This window comes from Variovorax humicola, assembly GCF_037889915.1.
In the GTDB taxonomy this organism is placed as follows: domain Bacteria; phylum Pseudomonadota; class Gammaproteobacteria; order Burkholderiales; family Burkholderiaceae_C; genus Variovorax; species Variovorax humicola.
The window spans coordinates 23949-44448 of sequence record NZ_JBBKZV010000036.1; the positions used below are offsets into that span (position 1 = coordinate 23949).

General features: G+C 62.8%; 17 protein-coding genes and 5 pseudogenes. 7 read left to right on the forward strand and 15 right to left on the reverse strand.

Features of this window, described 5'->3' with window-relative positions; genetic code table 11:
- Positions 1-347: 347 nt before the first annotated feature.
- Positions 348-437: pseudogene (locus WKW80_RS31800) on the reverse strand (tyrosine-type recombinase/integrase); the annotation flags it as partial.
- Positions 438-474: 37 nt separating this feature from the next.
- Between WKW80_RS31800 and WKW80_RS31805 the strand changes: the two are divergent.
- Positions 475-831 carry a type 2 periplasmic-binding domain-containing protein gene (locus tag WKW80_RS31805; protein WP_340367592.1) on the forward strand — a complete coding sequence of 119 codons (357 nt, stop codon included), beginning with the start codon at positions 475-477 and terminating at the stop codon, positions 829-831.
- Positions 832-835: 4 nt separating this feature from the next.
- Here WKW80_RS31805 and WKW80_RS31810 read toward each other — a convergent pair.
- The 4 genes and pseudogenes from WKW80_RS31810 to WKW80_RS31825 form a co-directional block, all read right to left on the reverse strand.
- A pseudogene (locus tag WKW80_RS31810) lies at positions 836-2264 on the reverse strand (FAD-binding oxidoreductase).
- Positions 2261-3148, reverse strand: coding sequence for an amidase family protein (locus WKW80_RS31815; RefSeq protein WP_340367593.1), 888 nt, complete (start codon positions 3146-3148; stop codon positions 2261-2263). Before WKW80_RS31815 ends, WKW80_RS31810 begins: the two are co-directional and overlap by 4 nt.
- The gene (locus WKW80_RS31820) at positions 3037-3600 is read right to left on the reverse strand and encodes an amidase family protein (RefSeq protein ID WP_340367594.1); all 564 of its coding nucleotides are present in this window, start codon (positions 3598-3600) and stop codon (positions 3037-3039) included. Before WKW80_RS31820 ends, WKW80_RS31815 begins: the two co-directional genes overlap by 112 nt.
- 15 nt (positions 3601-3615) lie before the next feature.
- Positions 3616-4008: an MFS transporter gene (locus WKW80_RS31825; RefSeq protein WP_340367595.1), complete on the reverse strand. Its 393-nt coding sequence runs from the start codon at positions 4006-4008 to the stop codon at positions 3616-3618.
- A gap of 176 nt (positions 4009-4184) precedes the next feature.
- Between WKW80_RS31825 and WKW80_RS31830 the strand changes: the two genes are divergently transcribed.
- Together WKW80_RS31830 and WKW80_RS31835 are read left to right on the forward strand one after the other, a co-directional pair.
- The gene (locus tag WKW80_RS31830) at positions 4185-4940 is read left to right on the forward strand and encodes an antitoxin Xre/MbcA/ParS toxin-binding domain-containing protein (RefSeq protein WP_340367596.1); all 756 of its coding nucleotides are present in this window, start codon (positions 4185-4187) and stop codon (positions 4938-4940) included.
- Positions 4937-5143: an RES family NAD+ phosphorylase gene (locus WKW80_RS31835; protein WP_340367597.1), complete on the forward strand. Its 207-nt coding sequence runs from the start codon at positions 4937-4939 to the stop codon at positions 5141-5143. Before WKW80_RS31830 ends, WKW80_RS31835 begins: the two co-directional genes overlap by 4 nt.
- Here the strand turns inward: WKW80_RS31835 and WKW80_RS31840 are convergent.
- The 4 genes and pseudogenes from WKW80_RS31840 to WKW80_RS31855 form a co-directional block, all read right to left on the reverse strand.
- Positions 5090-5749 (reverse strand): annotated as a pseudogene (locus tag WKW80_RS31840) (Tn3 family transposase); the annotation flags it as partial. The gene WKW80_RS31835 and the pseudogene WKW80_RS31840 sit on opposite strands and share 54 nt — an antisense overlap.
- 306 nt (positions 5750-6055) lie before the next feature.
- On the reverse strand, positions 6056-7594 hold the full coding sequence (locus WKW80_RS31845; RefSeq protein ID WP_340367598.1) for a hybrid sensor histidine kinase/response regulator: 1539 nt from the start codon (positions 7592-7594) through the stop codon (positions 6056-6058).
- Positions 7591-9093 carry an ATPase domain-containing protein gene (locus WKW80_RS31850; RefSeq protein WP_340367599.1) on the reverse strand — a complete coding sequence of 501 codons (1503 nt, stop codon included), beginning with the start codon at positions 9091-9093 and terminating at the stop codon, positions 7591-7593. Before WKW80_RS31850 ends, WKW80_RS31845 begins: the two co-directional genes overlap by 4 nt.
- Positions 9090-9323 (reverse strand): hypothetical protein, encoded by a 234-nt coding sequence (locus WKW80_RS31855; protein WP_340367600.1) that lies wholly within the window; start codon positions 9321-9323, stop codon positions 9090-9092. Before WKW80_RS31855 ends, WKW80_RS31850 begins: the two co-directional genes overlap by 4 nt.
- Positions 9324-10768: 1445 nt before the next feature.
- Between WKW80_RS31855 and WKW80_RS31860 the strand changes: the two genes are divergently transcribed.
- Positions 10769-10912 (forward strand): hypothetical protein, encoded by a 144-nt coding sequence (locus tag WKW80_RS31860; RefSeq protein ID WP_340367601.1) that lies wholly within the window; start codon positions 10769-10771, stop codon positions 10910-10912.
- A gap of 416 nt (positions 10913-11328) precedes the next feature.
- Positions 11329-11661: a PRC-barrel domain-containing protein gene (locus tag WKW80_RS31865; protein WP_340367602.1), complete on the forward strand. Its 333-nt coding sequence runs from the start codon at positions 11329-11331 to the stop codon at positions 11659-11661.
- A gap of 803 nt (positions 11662-12464) precedes the next feature.
- Here the strand turns inward: WKW80_RS31865 and WKW80_RS31870 are convergent.
- The 4 genes from WKW80_RS31870 to WKW80_RS31885 all read right to left on the reverse strand — a co-directional run bounded on the left by WKW80_RS31870 (position 12465) and on the right by WKW80_RS31885 (position 16258).
- On the reverse strand, positions 12465-13484 hold the full coding sequence (locus tag WKW80_RS31870; protein ID WP_340367603.1) for an extracellular catalytic domain type 1 short-chain-length polyhydroxyalkanoate depolymerase: 1020 nt from the start codon (positions 13482-13484) through the stop codon (positions 12465-12467).
- A 1299-nt stretch (positions 13485-14783) separates the two neighbouring features.
- Complete coding sequence (locus tag WKW80_RS31875) at positions 14784-15314, reverse strand: DUF421 domain-containing protein (protein ID WP_340367604.1); 531 nt, start codon at positions 15312-15314, stop codon at positions 14784-14786.
- Positions 15311-15547 carry a hypothetical protein gene (locus tag WKW80_RS31880; protein WP_340367605.1) on the reverse strand — a complete coding sequence of 79 codons (237 nt, stop codon included), beginning with the start codon at positions 15545-15547 and terminating at the stop codon, positions 15311-15313. The genes WKW80_RS31875 and WKW80_RS31880 overlap by 4 nt, the downstream gene beginning before the upstream one ends.
- 9 nt (positions 15548-15556) lie before the next feature.
- Positions 15557-16258 carry a glycosyltransferase family 2 protein gene (locus WKW80_RS31885; protein ID WP_340367606.1) on the reverse strand — a complete coding sequence of 234 codons (702 nt, stop codon included), beginning with the start codon at positions 16256-16258 and terminating at the stop codon, positions 15557-15559.
- 282 nt (positions 16259-16540) lie between these two features.
- Here WKW80_RS31885 and WKW80_RS31890 point away from each other — a divergent pair.
- Positions 16541-17067 (forward strand): annotated as a pseudogene (locus tag WKW80_RS31890) (catalase); the annotation flags it as partial.
- 15 nt (positions 17068-17082) lie between these two features.
- Here the strand turns inward: WKW80_RS31890 and WKW80_RS31895 are convergent.
- The gene (locus tag WKW80_RS31895) at positions 17083-17520 is read right to left on the reverse strand and encodes a hypothetical protein (protein ID WP_340367607.1); all 438 of its coding nucleotides are present in this window, start codon (positions 17518-17520) and stop codon (positions 17083-17085) included.
- A gap of 775 nt (positions 17521-18295) precedes the next feature.
- Here WKW80_RS31895 and WKW80_RS31900 point away from each other — a divergent pair.
- Positions 18296-18472, forward strand: a pseudogene (locus tag WKW80_RS31900) (IS6 family transposase); the annotation flags it as partial.
- 165 nt (positions 18473-18637) lie between these two features.
- On the opposite strand, the gene WKW80_RS31905 reads toward WKW80_RS31900, so the two are convergent.
- Positions 18638-20446 carry an adenylate/guanylate cyclase domain-containing protein gene (locus WKW80_RS31905; RefSeq protein ID WP_340367608.1) on the reverse strand — a complete coding sequence of 603 codons (1809 nt, stop codon included), beginning with the start codon at positions 20444-20446 and terminating at the stop codon, positions 18638-18640.
- Between the last annotated feature and the right edge of the window lie 54 nt (positions 20447-20500).

Below are 20500 nucleotides of genomic sequence, written 5' to 3' on the forward strand. Positions count from 1 at the left end.
AAACCGCCCCAGCGGATAGGCCAGTCGCACTATAGAACCTAGATGAAAGGCCGAAAACAGCATAGCGATGTCTTGACCTTTTTTGAATGGAGCGCATTCATTTCGACATGACGCCCCGTGAGTGCCAAGCGTGCGCTCGCCAGCTAGCCGAGACCCCCTTCTTGCGGGAGGGGGAGGGTAGTTAAAGCTGGCCGGTCCACGCTACGTCAACGTCGCCGGATGGGATGGGATCGATCAACAGCGGCTTAGCGATAAGACTTCGGCCGCCAAGTCGAACAGCAGCCCGTAGAGCACAGCCTTGTTCTGGTACGCAAGGTCGGCCACTTGCGTCGGCAGCGTGAACACCACGTCGTCTCCAGGCGCTTGTGTCCCAGCAGGACCTGGATCACGCGGATGTCGACCTTGCGCTCCAGCAGATGCGTGGCAAAGCCGTGGCGCCTATCTCTTCAGCGACATAGTCGCCATAGGACTGATATGGTGGATGCGGCCTGGCTGCTGGACGACTCACGAGTCGGGATCAGTGAGGCGGTACGCCAATGGCTTCTGCGCGACCAAATTGCCATGCCTCGACATGTCATCGAGTGTCCTTATTCGATGGCTGCGTTCATCCTCTCGACGCAGACCGATGCCATCGCAGCGGTTCCAAAGGCCGCCCTTTCGCTGCCTTGGCTGGCCCCGCTGTCGCAGGAGATCATCCTTGACGAGCCACTTCCGACGGTGCCTATCGGCATCGTGATGCGCAGAGACAGCCGTCTGGATGCGGCGGCCACCTGGTTGGTCGAGAGGGCGCGGCTGTCATTGCGGAACATCGCGACCGGCGGTGCCACCTAGCGATTCAACAAGCGCTCAAGACGCATCCTGGGTTGAGCACGTTGAGCGGGTCGAGAGCGGCCTTGAGCTTTGTCATCAGCGTGATGGCGCTGGCGGATTTGTAGCTCCGAAGCTCGCCGGTCTTCAGGCTTCCCATCCCGTGCTCGGCAGAGAATGATCCGCCGAATCGAGCGACTTGCTCATAGACCAGGTGGGTGACGTCGCCCTGCAGCTTTCGCAACGCGCTGCCGTCGCTGTCGGCTTCTGCCGCCTGAACGTTGAAGTGCAGATTCCCGTCTCCGAGATGACCGAAGTCGATCACGCGAAGCTCGGGCGACAACCTGGCGAGTTGCCCCTCCACGTCCGAAATGAACTGCGGTATGGCTGAGACGGGCAAGGAGATGTCGTGTTTCGGATGTGCCCCTTCATCGGCCTGCGCCAGCGAGATCGATTCGCGCACATGCCACAGCGCGGGCGACTGGGCGATGCTCTGCAATGACGGCATCGGTCACCACCTCCGCTTCGAGCGCGTCGCCAAGCATCTCCTCGAGCAGCGTACGCGCGTGCGCTTCGGATTCATGGTCCGAGACTTCCAGGAGCACGCAGTAGCGCGATGACTGCCACAGTGGGACTTGCTGGTGCGGGTAGTGCCTGGCGACCAGACCCAATGCTGCCTGATTCATCAATTCGAATCCGGTGAGTGCGCTCCCCAGGCGACGTCCCGCAAGCTTGAGCAGACTCGTGGCCTGGTCCGGTGTGGGCACGGCGACGAATGCAGTCACGACCGCGGCGGGGCTGGCGTACATCTTGAGAGTGGCTGCGGTGATGATGCCCAGCGTTCCTTCGGAGCCGATGAACAGATTGCGCAGGTCGTATCCGGTGTTGTTCTTGCGCAGGCCGGAGAGGTCGCTCCAGATCTCGCCGTCCGCTGTCACCACTTCGAGCCCGAGACAAAGTTCGCGTGCATTCCCGAACCGGATGACCTGGGTGCCTCCTGCGTTCGTCGCGAGATTGCCGCCGATCGTGCAACTGCCTTCGGCACCCAGACTCAATGGAAACAGGAAGCCTTCCTGTTCGCAGTGTTCCTGCAGCACCTGCAAGATGCATCCCGCTTCGACGGTCACGCTTGCATTGACCGGATCGAAACGGCGTATGCGATTCATGTCACGCAAGCTAAGGACCACCTGCTGGCCGCTTGCATCCGGTGTGGAACCGACGACCAGCCCGGTGTTTCCGCCTTGGGGCACGATGGAGACACCCGCCTCGACGCAGGCGCGCACCACGGCTGCGACCTGTTCGGTCGAACGCGGCCGCACCACAGCGAGTGCGCGACCTTGTCGAAGCCCGCGCCAATCGCGTTCCCACGCGGCCAGATCCGCGCCAGGTTCATCGTGCGTCAGGACACTCGGTGCGCCGACCACGGCGCGCAAAGTGGTGATGAGTCCGTTCTTCATGCTGCAAGGGCTCGCGACTCGGCCCGAGTGTTGAGTTCCGGCGCGCGGAAGGCATACCACTCGCGCTCCAGCCACCCGGCAAAGCGCAGTGCGACCGGGTCCGAGAACGCCGGCGCGATGATCTGCGCGCCGAAGGGAAGTCCCTGTGAATCGCGCCCAAGGGGAATGGCCGTTGCGGGCAGACCCACGACACCCGGATACCCCGCCCAGAAGAGCGAATCGGTACTTTCCTGTGGCTGGCCGTTGACATCGATCATGCGTTCCCGGCGTTCACCTTTCTGGTTGTGCGGGAAGGCGGCGGTCGTGGCGACAGGACAGATCACCAGATCAAAGTCATCGAAGAAACTCTCCCATTGCATTCGGAGCCCGATCCGGCGCTGGTCGAACGCAAACCAGTCCCGATGCGTGAGCGTGCTTCCACGGTAGTGGCAGGCGCGATAGCTCATGTCCTGCGAGTCCAGGGCGCTGGCCACTCGCCGGACCGATTCATAGTCCGCGTCGTGCAGGAAGGCGCCGGTCGCGGCGCGTACCAAGTGCAGGTAGACGCATCGCGATTCCTCACTGTCGACGGGGCGCCGGTCTTCGCTGACATGCGCAACCTTGCTGCGCAGCAACGAGGCCAATTGTCGGAGCTTGTCGACGATGGCGTTTTCCACGCGCGCCACGCGGTCGTCCGAGATGACGGCGATGCGCAGGCGATCGACAGGCTGTTCGGCATCGCGCCACCTGGTCTGTCGCCACCCGTGGCTACCGAAGCTGCGCAGGGGAGACGTCAGGACATCCATGGCCAACTGAAGATCGGCGGCGCTTCGCGCCATCGGTCCGGCGACTCCGATGTCCACGGCATCCATGCAGGCCGATCCGGGCAGTGCATGGCCGTGCATCGGCACCACGCCTCAGGTGGGGTTGTGACCGTAGACACCGCAGTAGTGGGCCGGGTTACGGATGGATGCGCCGATGTCGCTGCCAAGCTCGAGGGGCGTGAAGCCGGCCGCCAAAGCAGCGGCGGATCCTCCCGACGAGCCACAGGGACTCGCGTCAGGTCCCAGGGATTGTTCGTGGTGCCGTAAACGGGGTTGAACGTCTGCCAATCGGCCAGCGAAACAGAGACGTTTGTCTTGCCGAAGATGATGGCTCCGGCATCCACCAGGCGCTGGACGTCGGCTGAATGATGGGCCGCCACATTGTCCTTGAACGCCTGGTAGCCCCAGGTTGTCGCCATTGCAGGATCATTTGCCGAGAAGCGCGCCAGTTGATCTTTCAGAAGCTCGACGCTCCAGATCTCTCGCTGGTCCAGGCGGCGCAAGAGTTGGTGTGCTGTCGGATGGGTCGTCATGTGCCGCTCCATCGATCAGCGGTTGACCAATCGCTTCGGAATGAAGAGCATTGAGGTGCTGCCGAGCGCGATACAGCGGGCTAGGATGCCAAGTCCGAGCGTGGCGCTGCCGGTCGACGCGAAGAGCCAGCCGAAGATAGCAGGGCTTGCAAATCCAGCGATCTGCCCGAAAGCATTGATGAAGGCAAGTCCGACGGTGGCTGCGCCAGCGGTCAGCACGGCGATCGGCAGGTTCCAATACAGCGCATTGGCAATCACGTTGCTGCAGATGGCAACGGTGCGAAGAAGTGTTGGGTCGTTCAGCGTCCATGGCATGACCGCAAGGCCGGCTGCGGATACGAAGCCGGGCAACGCACTTTGCCAACGGCGCTCGCCGGATGCGTCTGAAGTGCGGCCAAGCAGCAGCATATGGTGGCCAGCACGTATGGCGCAGCAATCATCCACCCGATCTGCACTGTGTCCTTGACCCCAGCGGTGCGAAGTGGGGACGGCATCCAGAAGGCCAGCGTGATTCCTGCCAGGAACCCAAAGTTGATGTATGCCAGCAGCCACACGATTGGCGACCTGAAGGCGCCGCGCACCCGATGGGCAACCGCGTGACGTGCATCGCTGGCTACGCGTTCCTGGAGAAGGCGTTTCTCGCCGACGCTGAGCCACTTTGCGTGGCTGATGGCGTCAGGCAGATAGCGCAGCGTGATCAGTCCAAGCAGAACTGCTGGAATTCCTTCGATCAGGTGGGGGCGCTCATCGAGCAAGTCACCGAGGACGCGGGCGCGCAGACGGCGGCAGTGCGTGAGGCCATCGAGCAGTCGAGCGTGGCGATTGCGCTTGCGACGCAGTTCGACGCCGTGTTTGCCCGGGGGTATCCGTGCAGCGCCGCCGTCAAGCGCAAGCTCAAATACAAGGGCGTCGTCGTCGCCGCAAATCGCCCGAGGATTTTCGTGGCGGTGGACGAGTTGGGACGACCGACCTTCAACATGGAGGCGGCGGCCTCGCTGGCCGCGTGCCCGGTCACCGCCGAGACGGTGCGGGTATGGTTCAACGCGACCGGATTGGAGCGGCGCAAGGACCTGTTCCAAGCGTTGCACGTGCATCCGTCGACGCTGTCGCGCGCCGGTCCCGAAAAGGAGATGGACGCCTCTGTGACCGAGCGCATGCTGCGCCACAGCGACCTGCTCGTGCGCGCGGCCGAGGTGTTCGGCGAGGGGGGCAAGACGTGGCTTACCACGCCGCACGAACTGCTCGGCGGCAAGACGCCCATGGAATTCGCCGGCAACGAGTTCGGGGCCGCCAAGGTGCGCGCCATGCTCAACGCCATCGAGTACGGCGGTGTCGTTTGAGCATCAGTGTCTGGCGCATCGGCAGCATTAAAGCCCTGACGCTCCAAACGCTGTGGATTGGCTCGACCTTCGAGGCGGGGCGCTGGCATCGCAAGCCGCCCGAGGGGCAGCCGGTGGTCTACGCTGGCAGCAGCCGGGCGCTGTGCCAGCTTGAGAAGCGCGTGCACTGCACGGGACGCGCCTGGATCAACACATCGGCGTAGTGCGAGTGCGAAGCTGAATGTGCCCCGGAAAATGATGTGCCCGAAGTGGGCCGGCCCGATGCGACGCAGCCAGTAGTCTTCGACGACTACGCCATCCCTGCGAAGACTGTCAACGACACTGCTCATGCGGCTCGTGTTCCAGGCCAGCACGATGTTCGTAAGCAGCGCGTGCGAACCGGAGATCGCCACCATCTCGTCGCGCCGCCGGCCGCGCTCGGGTGCCACCTTGCCGGTGTAGATCGCTCGCTGCAACTGGTGGACTGACTCACCGCGGTTGAGCAGCATGTGGATCTCCCGCCGAAACTCGTCGATGGCCAGGTAGTCGCAGAGGAAGAGGGTGCGCAGCAGTCGGCCCAGGTGCTCCGCCGCTCGATGCATTGGATCGCCGATCGCCGCCGATCCCAGTCTCTGGATCGCATGCGCCGCCGACACCTTGCCTGAAGGGATTGAGGCGGCGAGTCGCAGTAGATCGTCCCAACCGCGCTCGATCGCTGTCAGCGATACCTGGCGGACCGTCACCGCATCGAGGGCTGGAGGGACCGGCCAGCCACGAGGCATGAACAGCTTGCGCTCGCGCAGGTTGCGAAGCCGCGCGCACAGGTCGAATCCTCCCGATTCCGTCAGCCGACGCGTGCGGCCGCCAGTGAGGTCGACATCGCTCCGGTCCCCTCGATCACAGACCTCATGCAATGGAGATGGCGAACAGGCGCGCTCGTGAATGCTATTTCGACCTGACATTTCCGATTGCGGGACTATCGCCCGGCGTCAGCCCTTTCGGAATGCAGCCACCGGAGTGCGGCGCGGGTATCCAGCGCAGCCTCTCCAGCACAGCTGTTCCGGCACTGGATCGAGTGTCTTGTGAAAACGATCATGGAAAACGGATGCGCCGGCTGCCCGGTGAGCTTTCGCGGCCTACAGCAACGACATCAACTCAGCCACATCGAGCGGCTTGAGCAGGTGGTGATCAAACCCCGCTGCGCCGATACGTTCCTGGTCCCCCCGCTGGCCCCAGCCGGTCAATGCGATCAGATTCAGCTTTCCGCCGCCCGGTAGCGCACGCAAGTGGCGTGCGAGATCGCAGCCATCCATGCCCGGCATGCCGATGTCGAGTACAGCTGCATTGATCGTGTGCTGCGCCGAAAGACGTAAGGCTTCTTCGCCGCTATAGGCCACCAGCGGGTGCGCCCCCAACGATTGCAGCAGTTCGGCCAGGCTATCGGCGGCGTCGCGGTTGTCATCCACGACAAGCACCGTGCCTTCGATCGTGCTCGCCTCGTCACCACCGCGCGCGACAGGTTCGCGTGCGCTCTTCGCGGCCCCATTTCGCATCAGCGGCAGCCGGACGGTGAACCGGGCCCCTCGGCCCAGCCCCTCGCTCATCGCCTCAATGCTGCCTCCGTGCAACTCCACCATGCTCTTGACAAGAGTCAAGCCGATCCCGAGGCCACCCTGGGCTGCCTTTGACGTGCCACTCACCTGGACGAACATCTCAAAAATGGATTCGAGCATCTCGGGCGCGAGCCCGACTCCGTTGTCTATCACTTCGACGACGGCATCACGACCTTCTTGACGCGCAAGCACTCGCACGCTGCCACCAGGCGGCGTGTACTTGGCCGCGTTGTTCAATAGATTGGAAAACACCTGCGTCAGACGCACGCTGTCGCCTTTGACGACCAGCGCCTGCTCAGGGAGCTCTACGCTCAACGTGTGGCCGGCACCTTCAACCAGCGGCCGACTCAACTCGATCGCGTCGTTGATCACCGCGTCAAGAAGCACAGAACTCCATTGCAACTCAATTTTGCCGCGCGTGATGCGCGACACCTCCATGAGATCATTGACCAGACGCACCATGTGCTCCACCTGGCGCCCCATGAGCTTGTAATATTTTTGTGCTTCTGCGGCGGCTGGCTTCTTGCGCTCCAGGAGAGAAAGTGCGGTGCTCAACGGCGCGAGCGGATTGCGCAACTCGTGGGCCAGCGTAGCGAGGAACTCCGTCTTGCGCTGATCCGCTTCGCGCAACCCATCGAGCAGGCTGCGGATCTCGTACTGCCGCCGGCGCGCGCGCAACGCACTGCGAACCGTGCTCACCAGCGCTGCAACGCGCATTGGCCGTTCAATTACCGTCACGTTGGCGAACTCGTCCATGACGTGCGCAATGGCAAGCGAATCGGCGCCGCGGCGAGCCAAGACCAGCAATGGAACGTCGGACCACGCGGGCTGCGCCGAGAGAATCTCGGTCAACTGCGCGATCGACGCGTCCGCAATGGCTTCCTCGGCCAGCATGATCGCCCCGGCGCCCCGATCAAGCTCGCGCTTCAGTTCGTCCATGTCCGAACATGTATGGGAATCGAACTGCGCGCGCTTCAGCACGGCGCTAGCCATCAGCGCGTCCTTTGACGTCGCCGTGCGCAGCAGAATGCGATGCTCGAGGTTCGCAACGACATCGGTCACGATGAAACTTGCACCACGTCGATCGGGACTGGAACGCCCGTCAGGATGCCGCGGAAGTTGCGTAGCGGCGCGCCCACGTGAATGCCGTTCGAGCTCATCGAGAACGCGCGGATGGTGCGCTCGTGCGCCCCCCCGCGCTTCTTCAGAACCGAAATGGCCTGGCGCACTTCACCGCCGTCTTCAAAATATCGCAGCAGTACGACCGAGTCCGCGAGATAGCTGGCATCGACGGGGGTCTGCATCTGCATGCCGATCAAGCCGTGCTGCGCGCCAATCAGCAGTGTGGCCACGCCGCATTGGCCAAGATAGGTCAACAACTCGTGCAGCTGCACGATCAAAAAGCGCTCGTCGGGCATGGCATTGAGATAGCCATTCAGGCTGTCGATGACGACGACCTTTGCGTTGTGTTCGGTCACGGCGCAACGGATTGAATGCACGAACTCGCCTGGCGACAACTCCGCCGGGTCGACCTGGCGCAGCTTGATGGTGCCGGCCTCGAGGTAAGGCGAAAGGTCCATGCCCATCCCCTCACAGCGCGTGCGCAAGGTGTTGGCGCTTTCGTCGAAGATGAAAAGCGCTGCGCATTCACCGCGTTGTGCCGCCGCGACCGCGAACTGCACCGCGACGCTCGACTTGCCCGTACCTGGCGCGCCGACGAACAATGTGCTCGTCCCTTTCTCGACACCGCCGCCCAGAAGGTCGTCCAGCGCATGGAGCCCACTCGGGATGCGCGTCTGTGTCAGCGGCGGCGTGTGTTCGGCCGCGACGAGGCGGGGAAACACCTCCAGCCCTCCGCGCCCGATCTTATAGTCGTGGTAGCCGCCGCGATATTCCTTGCCCCGATACTTGGTGACAATAAGGCGACGACGCGAAGAGCCATAGTCTGAATTCAGCTGCTCCAACCGGATTACGCCATGAGCAATGCTATGGACCTGCAGATCGTGCTGCACCGCGGTCATGTCGTCGAGCAGCAGTACCGTGCATTGCCGGCCGGCGAAGAACTGCTTCAGCGCCAGGATCTGCCGCCGGTAACGCAGCGACCCGCCCGCCAACAGGCGCAGTTCCGACAATGAATCGAATACAACCCGCGTCGGCTTCAAAAGGTCGACGTCCGCCAGGATCTTGAGGGTCGTCTCACCCAGCTCTACTTCCGATGGATGGAAGAGCGTGGACTGCTCGTCGGGCTCCAGTGCGTCCGCTGCTGGCAGCATTTCACGCACTTCGATGCCCGATAGATCCCAGCCGTGCGAGCGCGCCGTGCCGCGCAACTCGCGTGTGGACTCGGACAGAGTGACATAGAGAACCTTCTCACCGCATTTCGCACCTTGGAGCAGGAATTGCATGGCCACGGTGGTCTTGCCCGCACCAGGAGCCCCTTCCAGCAGGTAGAGCCGATGGGCGGTCAGTCCGCCTCCGAGCACATCGTCGAAACCCGGCACGCCTATTTGCAACAGATGTTCAGGTTCGTCGTCGTCCCTGGGCAAAGCAGGCTTGCTCATGCAAAACTCCAAATTTCGTCCGATGGCGGCGGCACAGCACCTCGATTCGCCCACGCCGAGGGCAGGCCCGATCCCACACCGAACCTCAGAAACAGTAGCGGCAGCGTTGCCACGCCGGCCGCGCCCGCGGGAAGTGCGCGCCAGGAAACCAGCCTGGCTTGCGTGCCCGCCATTGTCCTCGTTCCCAGTCGTTCGACGTGCGGACCTTCGGCCAAGACAGCGGTGTTCATGGAGGTCTCCTGTTCACAAACGCCAATGTGGAGACCTGGCTTGAGATAGGGCGTAGGAAGGCCACCCGTCGCTGTCGCGGAGCGCTCTGACAGGTGAGGCGGAACTCGCATTGCGCTCATTGCCAGGCCCACGCTGTACCGCAGCGCGCGCTGCCGGCGCCTGCCGCCCGGAGGCCTCTTTGGCTTTTCTGGCCCCCCTCTTATAGCCCTGTCGGTCCGACTGTCGGCGCGATTCGATATTGATCACCCGTGCCGCATTGGGGTCACAGTGTTTTCCTGATCTTCGTCAGCCCCGGCGCACATTCCGCAACGGATGACTCTGCCGTCGCAGCCAGCGTCGAGCAATGGGCGGCATCCTCGCTCCGCTGGGCTCCGCGCCGTCACCGCGACAGAACCCTTTCCCGACGCCGCGAAATTGCTTCCTGCCGAGGCCTTCGAGAAGCGCTACGGCGGGCAGTTTTTCGACGAACTTTGTGGCTTGCGTCTCCAGCGCCCAATGCGACATGAGCAGGGGCCGAGACGCGAACGCGCGATCTCGATGTCGTGGTACCACGCGACCTTAGTCACCGCCCAAAGTACTGCGCGTAACGACCACGTCTTCAGGGGACCCGACCTACGGTCTCATCACGCTCCGCGAATGTGGTTCCGACTTCCCCGGCAGAGGAATGGGTTGGTGCGCTCGCTTTGGAGCAAGAATTCAAGGGCACTAAGAATACTCGAGCGCGCCGCCGAGGAGCTTAGCCAATGCGAATCACTCCATCGGATCCGCACGATCGCCCGCCAGCAGGAGTTGTGGAATCTGGGTCATGAGCCAGCACGTGCCTTGCGGATGGACCGCCCATGCCAGGTCGTATCGGTCTTTCGGCCAACATGCCGGCAAGCTGCATTCGAACCGAGCAGCAGCGTTCGCAATGGTCAGGATAGCGTTGTGTTCCCAGGCCACGAGCGCGCAGCCGTCGAGCGATCGCAGCCTGCGGACCAGCCCTGCCTCTTCCCCCACCGCGAATTCCACGACCGCGAGACCGGGTGGCTAGTGGCTGAAGCGTCCGGATCGGGCGCGCACTGGGCTTGTCGGCCGTCGGTCGCACGGCGATCAAATAGCGAGGCTGCTCCAGTCCGCTTTCCGCCAGTCGCTTCGCGATGCCGAGCAATGCCGCGAGCGCGCTCGCGCGCCGCCAGCCCAGTACGCTCAGTTCGTACGGACTTCGAATCGTCCACTCCCCGGACGACATCGTCCGGCGTCGCCTTTTCCGCATGGCGTATGACGAAGATCGATGGCGAATTCACTTGCCTGCATCTCCAGATCCGAGAGCTTCGTGCAGCAGCGACAAGTGGCTGGCCAGGTCGGAGTTCAGCGGCGCTGGATCCAGCCTCAATGCCTGCATTCGCAGCGACACCAGTCAAGCGTGCGTCTCGGCTTCGCCCGAGGCAAACCAAATGACTTCATGCCCTTCAGCAACCAGCGCATCCGTGAGATGGGCAACCGCCCGTTCGGTGCCGCCATACAGGCGCTGCAACGCCCGCCGGGGCCGGCCACGGCATCTGCGCAGAAGAAGTTGTCGCTGACAACAGTCCCGGTGGTCGATTGAAATCATCGGGCACTACTAAACCCTGTCTGTGACGAGCGGACGATGCAATTCCAGAGGCAATCCGGAGGCTCAGCCGCCGCGATCGGGTCGCGACTCGGGTTCGGGCTTGAGGCGATCGAGTGAGGCACGTTGGCGCACTGGCCGGGTGCGGCGCCATGGCCCAGTTCAGTCATGGCGAATTTGGGGGGCAGCGGCCAGTCGGGCGTGGTGGCATGTCGCTGAAACGTGACATGTTCAATCGGCCGCTCGCCGCGCGCGAGTGTGTTGTACGACGACCTTCACTTCGGCTGGCGGGCATCCTACATCAAGACGATCATGCCACCTATGCAGACTTGGCATTGCGGAAACGAACCATAACTGGCTGGGCATTAGCATGTAAGCCGGCATTCCCCAGCCGTGTCGGCACGGAGACTTTCATGGCTTCTGATGTCATTTCTTCCGAACGCGTCGAAGGGACCAACGTCTACAACGTAGCCGGAGACAAGCTCGGTTCGATCGACGATCTCATGATTGACAAGCAGTCGGGCCAAGTGCGCTACGCGGTCATGGAGTTCGGCGGTTTCCTGGGCATTGACACCGACCGCTACCCCCTCCCGTGGAACATGCTCAAGTACGACACTGCGAAGGGCGGCTACGTGGTTCCGCTGGACAAGCGCCAGATCGAAGGGGCGCCGCGCTATGCGAACGATGCCGTGCCGGATTACGACGACACGTATCGCACGAACATTGACAAGTACTACGGCCTCTGACGACCGCACGGGCACTCTTCGGAATTATTCCCTCGCGCGAGACCCGCCGCATCCTCGCGCGCCTTGAGTCATGGGTGCATTGTCGCTGCGCCCGGGGCCTGATCGGTACTGTGATCCGGCGGCGGCTATTGGCCGAGGCCGGGTCCGGTCTTCGCTAGACCACATACATAGATCTCAACGCCTGTCCGGCCCGACTTGTGCAACCTGTCGTTCGCTTGGCCGCACGGTCAAAGAAGATTGTTCCAGACGGTCGGGTCGTCCGCGCCATGCTCGCCCCAGGTACAGCGCCCGCAGCGCATGCTGCGGTAGACGGTGCGGCCGTAATTCACGCACGCGTGGCACACGCCGCTGGAAGTGTTCGCACCAACACTGGCATCGTCCCATCAACCGCCCGCATCAATTCAGTTGCGTTTCAGCCTTGAAACCGCCAAGTCAACAGGTTGCAGACGGGTCACCATTGAACCTTGGCGCACCGCATAACAAAGCCAATTCTCAAGTGAGGACCGGGCTCCCGCGACTGCTAACCGCCACAGAATGCACCGAAACCGCGATCACCCCGTTCTTGAATGCCGTGCTTTCGGCATAACCTGCGCCCCTCTGGAGACGTCACTTGGCTACACCGAAACTTTGCACCAGAGCCATCGTTTCAATGTGTCACCACCTTGGCGGGCTGATTGTTCGGCGCCGTCACGCATTGGCTTCATCGCGCTCTTAAGTGACGGGTGCCTTAGCGTGAACTGGCAACGCGCGCGCCACCTCTGAACCGCTACCGGAACCGAAACAAGCGGGAGCGACCTGTGGACTCATGGCACATCTATCGGCGCTGCGACCGCTCCGAGCTTCGCTGATTTTGAGGGAAGGTCTATTGAACATTTGCCGCCTCTCGGCAGTCGCTGTGCCTTGAAAAAGCGAAGCATCTCCTCGCTCGCATTCGGGCCCGCCGGATCTGCAAAGGAGCCCGTGGCGCTTCCACCTGACCACGCATGCGATGCGCCATGCAAGGTCCAATGCTCCCCGCGCACCAGTTTCGATGCGCGATGGAAGTATCGCCGCCGAGTGACGCGGCGCCCGTCTCCACCGACGCGTTCATCGACTCTGAACGGGTAGTCGATGCCGAACGCGGCCTCGATCACCTGAATGCCGTTGATGGGATTGACGATCGTGTCCTTGTCTCCATGAAAAACGATGGTAGGTATCTCGCTTGGCACCGACGGGGGACGCACGGTGCCTCGCATCGAGGCCAAACCCGATGACAAGTCGTTGGCAGCGAACGAAGCCAGGCCGGAATGCACGCCGACGGCGGCGTAGATTTCAGGGAAAAGTTCGCCGAGCAGGCAGGCCATGGCCCCGCCGGCCGAAAGGCCCGCCACATAGATCCGCTCCCGGTCGACGCCATGCTGAGCGGCCACGTGCTCGGTCAGCGCCGCAATGCGCGCGGGTTCTCCGTGGCTGCGGTGCTGGTGCGCCGGGTCAAACCAATTCCAGCACCGGTATGCGCTGGCTTGTTTCGACTGGCCGGGATACAGGACAACGAAACCATGATGCTCGGCTGCATCGTTCATCGTTGTGCCCGTTGCAAAATCGTCGAGGTCTTGCCCGGCCCCGTGCAACATCACGACCATCGGCCTTCGTTTTTTCGACGCCCCGGAGGGAACGAATACCGCGTACTCGCCGTGAACGGTTGGGCTGGCTGCGAGACCTTCACCGGGAGCGGCAGGCGGTGGGCTCGCGTTGCCATTGGGGATCGCGGTATCTCTGGATGGCGCTGCCAGCCAGAACAATCGATTAAGGAACACTTCGACGGAGGGTGAGAGGTTGAGCATCACCTCTTATTCACCAATCACCGTCCAAATCCGCCGCGGCTGCCGCCACGATCGAGCGTAGGCAAACAGGCCTTGTCGCGCCACAAGGATTGAAGGTTTGCCAGATCCAATATTCCTGCCGCGAAGCGGATGCAGGCAAGCTAACCGCGTCGCCTTGCTGGATGGGTTAGGCGCTTTTCACCGACGAGCTCTTGTCGCTGCTCGGACAGTATCGAGCGAGGGCACAGCAGGTCCACGGTGCCTGGAGCGCCGGGCGCTTCATTTCTGCAATCGTTTCGGCGGTCACGAACGTGCAGAGCGCAGAGGCGCCGACGCGACCGGTGCCGCGCCGGCCGGTGTGGCGGCAGCGCCTGCTATGGCGTCAGCCAAGCGGCGAAAGTCACTTCGCCATGCCATGCCATGGCATCGCCCACTTTCGCTTGCATTTCGGCCAAGAGCGACACGTCGTCACTCCTGAACCTCCGTGCGCTGGCGCGGCGTCCTCCTCGCCCGACGCGCGCGGGCCGGTTCGTTCGTCCTGTGCGAGCCGTGCAGGTGCAGCATCCCGACCGCCACTGGAGCCGCCCATGACGGGGACGCCAGTTCGTTCGCTGGACTCAACATCCGTCCAGACGTACGCATAAAAGCGGTCGTCCTCAACGCGAAGATGACCGCAGGTTGATGAATCGCCTCCACGCACGCAGTCCGGATTCAATGCCACTGTGCGTCGGCATGCATTTTTCATCGATCGAAAGGGTTTCCTTTCGCGGCCCGGCATTTTTGCGCGTTATGCGAGTCGGACATTAAACTCCGCAACTTCTCGCAAATCCTGCTCGTCGAGGGCTTCGATCCCGATGGTCTCGTTGCTCGCGCTGCGGCTGGAGGCCAGCGGTTTACAGATAGAGCGCGACGCTGTCCTTGTTCTGCAGTTGCCAGTTTTCCGAGGAGCCAATATCTAGTCTGCGCCCCTCCGCCGGGCGCCACTCCAACCATGGCAAACCGGGTCGGCCAGCACGCCGCCCAAGCGCCACCTTCCGACCAATGCATCGACTCCCGAGTGAGCCAGCGGGCATGACGCGGCTCGACCGTCACCGCTCCCTCGTAGCGCCGGCGCAGCGTCGCGCCGAAGCGGCTCGCCAAGGCGCGCGCCCTACGCCAGGCTGGGCGTCAACTGGATCAGCACGCAGCATGGTTGCTTGCCGAGGCCTTGGACCGGATCCCTGGAGGAATCGAATTCGGGCGTCGTGCAAACGAGGCACAACTGTCGAGCCCAGCGGGAACGAGCCGTTGCATTGCGGGGGCGAGTTTCCATGGTGGCATTCACCGACCAGGCGGCCCGCTTTCCTGCACGTCGTCGCCCGGCTTGCGCCCATCGACGGTGAAGACGCTCAGCTTGCCGTCGCTTTCCAGGCGTGCAATGCGGACCTGGCTGAGCGATTCAACGCCGCCTTCGCGCAGCTTGCCCTCGAGTTCCTCCATGGTGATCATTTCGCGCTTCATCGCCTTGCGGTTCACCCGGCCATGACGGACCAGCACCTCGGGCTGCGGCTCGAGGAATTTCGCGAACCACGCGAACCTGTAACTCAGCCAGTCCAGGCCGAAGTTCCACGCAATGAGCGTCGTGAGCAGCACGAGTCCGTCGCTGATCGACTTGTACTCGCCCTGCATGGCGTTGCTCGCGGCGTCCGCCACCAGCACCACGAACAGCAGGTCCGCCACGCCCATCGATCCGACATCCCGGCGCAGCACGAAGCGAAAAACGAGAAGCAGGAACCAGTAGACCACCGTGCCGCGCACCACCATGTGCCACACAGAAAACTCTCTCGCAAAGAGTTCGGTGAAGTCCGTCATGCAGCCGGCTCCGTCTTGACCAGGCCGCGGATGTTCAGGGCCGCCAGGCACACCTGCAACGCGATCAGGGCCCACGCGCCGGTATGGAGGCCCCAGGCAACCCAGAGCAGGTTGCTGAGCAGGAAGATCCAGAACCCGGAGTTGCGGCGGCCCTTGGCATTCGATCCGATCAGGTAGGCCGCTGCGACCGAGGCCGCGAAGGCAGGCCATTGAATCATGTCGAGAAGGTCCATGGGGGCCGATCAGGTTGCGGGCAACACGGCGGGGAAGGTGCCGGTTCGAAGCCGATCGGCCACCGCCTCCATCAAGGCGTCAGCAAAGCCTCCTGGGGCGCGCGCAATGCGCCGTGCGCTCGTTGAGACGCGCGGTCGCGCGCTCCAGGCGATTTGGGCTCCCGAGGCCTCCAGCGCGGCGATCAGTGCGACGTCTTCGCTGCAAGCCAGGTGCTGGAAGCCGCCGGCGCGAGCGTACGCCGCCGCGGACACACCCACATTGGCGCCATGGATGTGCCGGTGATGGTCCGAATCCGTGTAGGTCACACCGAAGTGCCAACACAGCAGGTCGGCGTGCTCGCCGTGTGGCGTCCAGTCGTCCACCCCTACCGTGCCACAAACCGCATCCGCGTCGAGAGCGAGTTGTTCGGCCAACCAGTCGCGCGACACCAGCGCATCGGCGTCCGTGAAGGCAAGCCAACGCGCACCGCGGGCCAGAAGCAAATCCGCACCCATGGCGCGTGCGAGGCCCACATTGCGTGCCTTGATATCAAGGGTCAGCGCGCCGGCTTTCGCGGCCAGCAAGGCAGTAGCATCCGTGCAGGCATCGGCGACCACGGCCAGCTCCACGGTTTCACCATGCAAGCGTGGGTTGCCCGCGCACTGCTGAATGCGACGAAGGCACTCACCGATCTGATCCGCTTCGTTGTGGGCGGGCACGACACCGAGCATGGTTGGAACTGACTCTGGCCAATGTAGGTGAGGCAAGCTAGGGCGCAGAAGTGGAGCGCCTCGTCGGCGAAACGTGCGGGTCGTTGTAGGCGTTGTGGCGCGCTGGTGGCGGAGCCGAACGCCGAGGCGTCGCGATGAGGCGATTGACATCGCGCGCCCTGATGGCTGCGCGCTTGCGCGAGAAGCCTACGTGCATTGCCGCTGCTTTCTGGAATGGCACGTTTCCTACAAACGAATAGGTGTCGTCGGGTCTAGCCGCGCACCCCCACTGTGAGAGATGTCATTGCCAAGAAAACCACACCTTCTACCGCGCAGCTTGACGCCGCTCACGCGGCTGCACGCAATGCCGACAGCGCGCCAGCGCCTCCCGAGGCCGGCAAGGGCGATTTGCCGACGCAGAAGTCCATCGATACACAGTCGCTCGCAAGCGCTATTCCCGTCAATTCCAACAAGCCGCTGGAGCATGGCGAGGCAAACGCGCCTCTGACCCCCGAGGGCCTTAGGGCGCATCCGCCGTCGAGGCTGCCGGGTGCAAGCACCTTGTCCGAAGAGAACTTTTCCGGCAAGACGGGCACCGTGGCAGCGGAAGGCTTCAACGCCTCATCGACACGCTCGATCCTGTGCGCGTCGATTCGAGCGGCCCACGGCTGACGACGAACCAGGGTGTCCCGGTCGCTGACAACCAGAATTCGCTCAAGGCAGGAGCGCGCGGACCGGTGCTCCTGGAGGACTTCATCCTGCGCGAGAAGATCACGCACTTCGACCACGAGCGGATTCCCGAGCGGATCGTGCATGCGCGCGGGTCAGGATGATCTGGCGCTTTCTCAGGAGGTGCACGAGAGCTTCATGGACTCAATGCGTCCGCCAAATCCCAGACGCTGGACCAAGCCGCCGGCGCGAGTATTCGGCGCAAAAGTTGCCGTGCGATCGCGGAACATGCTGTGCTCGTAAACCTGCAAAGTAGCCTTCGGACCCACGGAGACACTGTCAATCGCGCGCTTGAGCGCCTTGGCGGAATCCTTGTCCACGGTCTCGATGACGGCCGGGCCGACCAGGGTGGCCATGTCACCCTGGAAGTCGCGATCCGAATAGAACTGCGCCCAGCATCCCGTCGCCAGCGCCGGGTCGTTGACCTGCACCGGAATCAAGAGGATTGTTGGGTCGGGCTGATTCGCAGCGGTCGTGACGGAGGTCGTGCTGCACGCGCCAAGGGCCAGCGTGACCGAGACAAGAGCGGCGCCGAGGTAGGCAGTGTGTTTCATGGTAGTGGATCTTTGTAAGTCAGGGAAGCACAGTAGCGTGTACGGCTTCGCTTCGAAAGGTCCGCTTGCCCAGTATGTCGTAGGAAGAAGCCGCTCGGAGAAGGTGATGCGACCCTGCGTTGGGAGCCCCTCCGTGCCCAGTGGTGCATGTGAGGAGCCGGCGCGATTCGAGGAGCGCTGACGGTCGTACGCGCCGCATCGTGACAATTTCCTGCAACAAGGTCGATCGTCCTTTGCAACGACAAACTGCGTTGCCGCCGGGGCTCAGCACGTGAGTAAGACAAGGAACAACAGCGGCACGGTGCCCGATGCCGATGAGCGTGACGAGTTTGAACGAACCCGGCGCTCACGCACCTGGAGGATCGACATCCAAGTGTTTGTTATCAACCTTCGATTGCGCTGCGTGCAGAGCCGCCGCGCCGCCCAGAACAATCGCCGGGGGTAATCATCCACGCTGGCGCTCAGTGAATCCGCCTCTGGCACAGCGTCTCCTGGGGTCACGTGGTCAATGACGTCAGGCAGCAACTCGGACAGGCCCGATCGCACGTCGTCATGCTGATGTGCCTCGTCACGTAGTTCTGCTCCCGCCGGACAATCCGACGGGTAGCAAATTACGTGAGGCAACAGGTCAGCACGGGTAGCAGTTCTGATGAGTCAATGCGCGGACAGGGTAGTTGACGCCGGCCAGCTGGGTTCGGCTCAGCGAGAAGGGCCAGCCCAAGGACGCTTGCGACAAACCTGTGTCGCAGTAAGCCCGCGCCGGTACCCTGAGGCGATGCAGGCTGAGAAGAAATTAATGATCGATGCGCTGGGCAAGGTGCTCAAGCGGATGCACTACCCATTGGAGGTGACCTACCCGCTGAGCCTGCGGCACATCGAAGAGATGATGGCCGAGCGCGGAGTCTTCGTCGATCACGCCACTGTGCACTGGTGGTCAATCAAGATCCTGCCGAGTGGGCATCCAAACCAACGAAGAAATTGATACGCTCGTCCATGGCTCGTCTCTATACGGTTTGCGGCTGGGAAACCCGCCGCATGTGGCTCGGCACACTCGCAGAGTGCGCAATCCACGATACCGGAGACGAGCCTTCCTTCGCCTATAGAGCGACCATCATGTCTAGTTCGGAATCCCCGCCGCGCTCAGTATTCCAGCCACCTTCTTTCGCAACTCGGGGTCCCTGATCGGCACTACGCTGATGTAGCGCGATACGGTGAACTCTGGCGCCACCTCGAGCAGGCGCGCAGCCGCGAGCTTTGCCTCATCAATCCTGCCCAGACATGCGAGCGCAACGGTCTTTGCCCGATGAGCGGTCGCAAAATTCGAGTTTTCGCGGATCGCTCGCTCCGCCGCGGCCAGCCCTTTTTGATACCTTCCGCAAATAGTGTGCGCCATCGCCATGCCGGCGAAGAATGCGCTCATTGCCGGGTCCAACGGACTCAGGAGCATGGTGCGCTCGAAGTGTGTAATGGCCGCGTCTCCATCGCCCGCAAGAAGTCGGACCATTCCAGCCGCATAGGTTACGAACGCCAGGTTGTTGCTCAAGCTCAAGGCGCGATCGATCGCGCGCAATGCTTCGTCGTATCGAAACCCAATCACTGTCACGCCCTGGACGCGGTAGCCTAGTGTGGCCAGTGCATATGCCGCGAAGGCCAGGGTCATGGGATTGTCCTGGTGGTCCGCAAGGGCCTCGTCTGCCAAGCGCAGACCGGTTCTCACGTCCTGAGCGTCTCCTTGACCGTCGATCAGGCGGTGCATGCACGCAAATGCCCCGAACGCTTTCGCCAACGAATAGCGCGGGTCCAACTGCAGCGCGCGATCGAGCAACAAAGACGCTTCATCCTTCTGTGCCTTGCTCGCGCCTGGCAGGATCCCAGGCAGCGCGCGCAGCACAAGATCGTAGGCCTGCAGATTGCTGGTGGGTTTTACTCGCGAGAGTTCGATCTCGGCGCGCTCCACGCTGGGCACAATCGCCCACACCACGTTCTCGGTGATGCGATCCTGCAGATCGAACACATTCTCCAGCGCGCCATCGAAGCTGTCGGCCCAGATGTGACTGCCGCTCTCGGCTTCGATCAACTGGCCGCTGATTCGGATCTGGCTGCCCGCCTTGCGTACGCTTCCTTCGAGCACGTAGCGCACCCCGAGTTCGCGCCCCACCTGCTTGATGTCCACGGCCCGGCCCTTGTAGACAAAGCTCGAGTTGCGGGCGATAACGAAAAACTGCCCCGTGCGCGCGAGGGCCGTGGTGATGTCCTCGACCATGCCGTCGGCAAAATACTCCTGCTCCGGGTCGCGGGTTATGTTGGTGAAGGGCAGCACCGCAATCGAGCGGCGTTCTGCCAGCGCGTGCGCTGGCGATTTAACCGCGGCGGCAGGCGCAACCTGCCCGTCGCGCGCCGCATCGACTACGACACGAAACACACGCACGGGCTCGGCAATGTTCTTCACCGCCTGTTCGCCCATGTCTTCGAACTGCAGCGCAAGCCGGTTCCTGACCTGGTCGCGCACTGCTTGCGACACGCAGATGCCACCGGCGGCGGCGAGCGACTCCAGCCGCGCAGCGATGTTGACGCCGTCGCCGTAGATGCCATCGGAATCGGCCAGCACGTCGCCGAGGTTGACGCCGATCCGGTAGCGCATGCGCCGCGATTCGGGCAGGCCAGAGTTGGCTTCTTCCATTGCACGCTGGACGTTGACCGCACATTGCACTGCGCTCACAACGGAGGCAAATTCGGCCAGCATCGAGTCTCCGGGCGCATTGACGATGCGCCCGCCAGCGGCTTCGACGTGGACGGCGATCAGCGCCCGGCGTTCGGTCAACGCCCACACCGTCGCCTGGTCATCCTCCTGCATCAGTCGGCTGTAGCCGACCACATCGGCTGCGATGACCGCTGCAAGCCTGCGTTCGCCGTTTGACCGATCCATCGCGTTCCTTATGATCGATGGATGTTACCGACTCACCGGCGCGATGGATAGGGA

What these genes read in the sequence shown, in the direction of transcription:
- WKW80_RS31805 (WP_340367592.1), top strand. Translation starts at nt 475, where the DNA reads ATGGTGGATGCGGCCTGGCTGCTGGACGACTCACGAGTCGGGATCAGT.
- WKW80_RS31815 (WP_340367593.1), bottom strand. Translation starts at nt 3,148, where the DNA reads ATGCACGGCCATGCACTGCCCGGATCGGCCTGCATGGATGCCGTGGAC.
- WKW80_RS31820 (WP_340367594.1), bottom strand. Translation starts at nt 3,600, where the DNA reads ATGACGACCCATCCGACAGCACACCAACTCTTGCGCCGCCTGGACCAG.
- WKW80_RS31825 (WP_340367595.1), bottom strand. Translation starts at nt 4,008, where the DNA reads ATGCTGCTGCTTGGCCGCACTTCAGACGCATCCGGCGAGCGCCGTTGG.
- WKW80_RS31830 (WP_340367596.1), top strand. Translation starts at nt 4,185, where the DNA reads ATGGGCAACCGCGTGACGTGCATCGCTGGCTACGCGTTCCTGGAGAAG.
- WKW80_RS31850 (WP_340367599.1), bottom strand. Translation starts at nt 9,093, where the DNA reads ATGAGCAAGCCTGCTTTGCCCAGGGACGACGACGAACCTGAACATCTG.
- WKW80_RS31855 (WP_340367600.1), bottom strand. Translation starts at nt 9,323, where the DNA reads ATGAACACCGCTGTCTTGGCCGAAGGTCCGCACGTCGAACGACTGGGA.
- WKW80_RS31860 (WP_340367601.1), top strand. Translation starts at nt 10,769, where the DNA reads ATGCCCTTCAGCAACCAGCGCATCCGTGAGATGGGCAACCGCCCGTTC.
- WKW80_RS31865 (WP_340367602.1), top strand. Translation starts at nt 11,329, where the DNA reads ATGGCTTCTGATGTCATTTCTTCCGAACGCGTCGAAGGGACCAACGTC.
- WKW80_RS31870 (WP_340367603.1), bottom strand. Translation starts at nt 13,484, where the DNA reads ATGCTCAACCTCTCACCCTCCGTCGAAGTGTTCCTTAATCGATTGTTC.
- WKW80_RS31875 (WP_340367604.1), bottom strand. Translation starts at nt 15,314, where the DNA reads ATGACGGACTTCACCGAACTCTTTGCGAGAGAGTTTTCTGTGTGGCAC.
- WKW80_RS31880 (WP_340367605.1), bottom strand. Translation starts at nt 15,547, where the DNA reads ATGGACCTTCTCGACATGATTCAATGGCCTGCCTTCGCGGCCTCGGTC.
- WKW80_RS31885 (WP_340367606.1), bottom strand. Translation starts at nt 16,258, where the DNA reads ATGCTCGGTGTCGTGCCCGCCCACAACGAAGCGGATCAGATCGGTGAG.
- WKW80_RS31895 (WP_340367607.1), bottom strand. Translation starts at nt 17,520, where the DNA reads ATGAAACACACTGCCTACCTCGGCGCCGCTCTTGTCTCGGTCACGCTG.
- WKW80_RS31905 (WP_340367608.1), bottom strand. Translation starts at nt 20,446, where the DNA reads ATGGATCGGTCAAACGGCGAACGCAGGCTTGCAGCGGTCATCGCAGCC.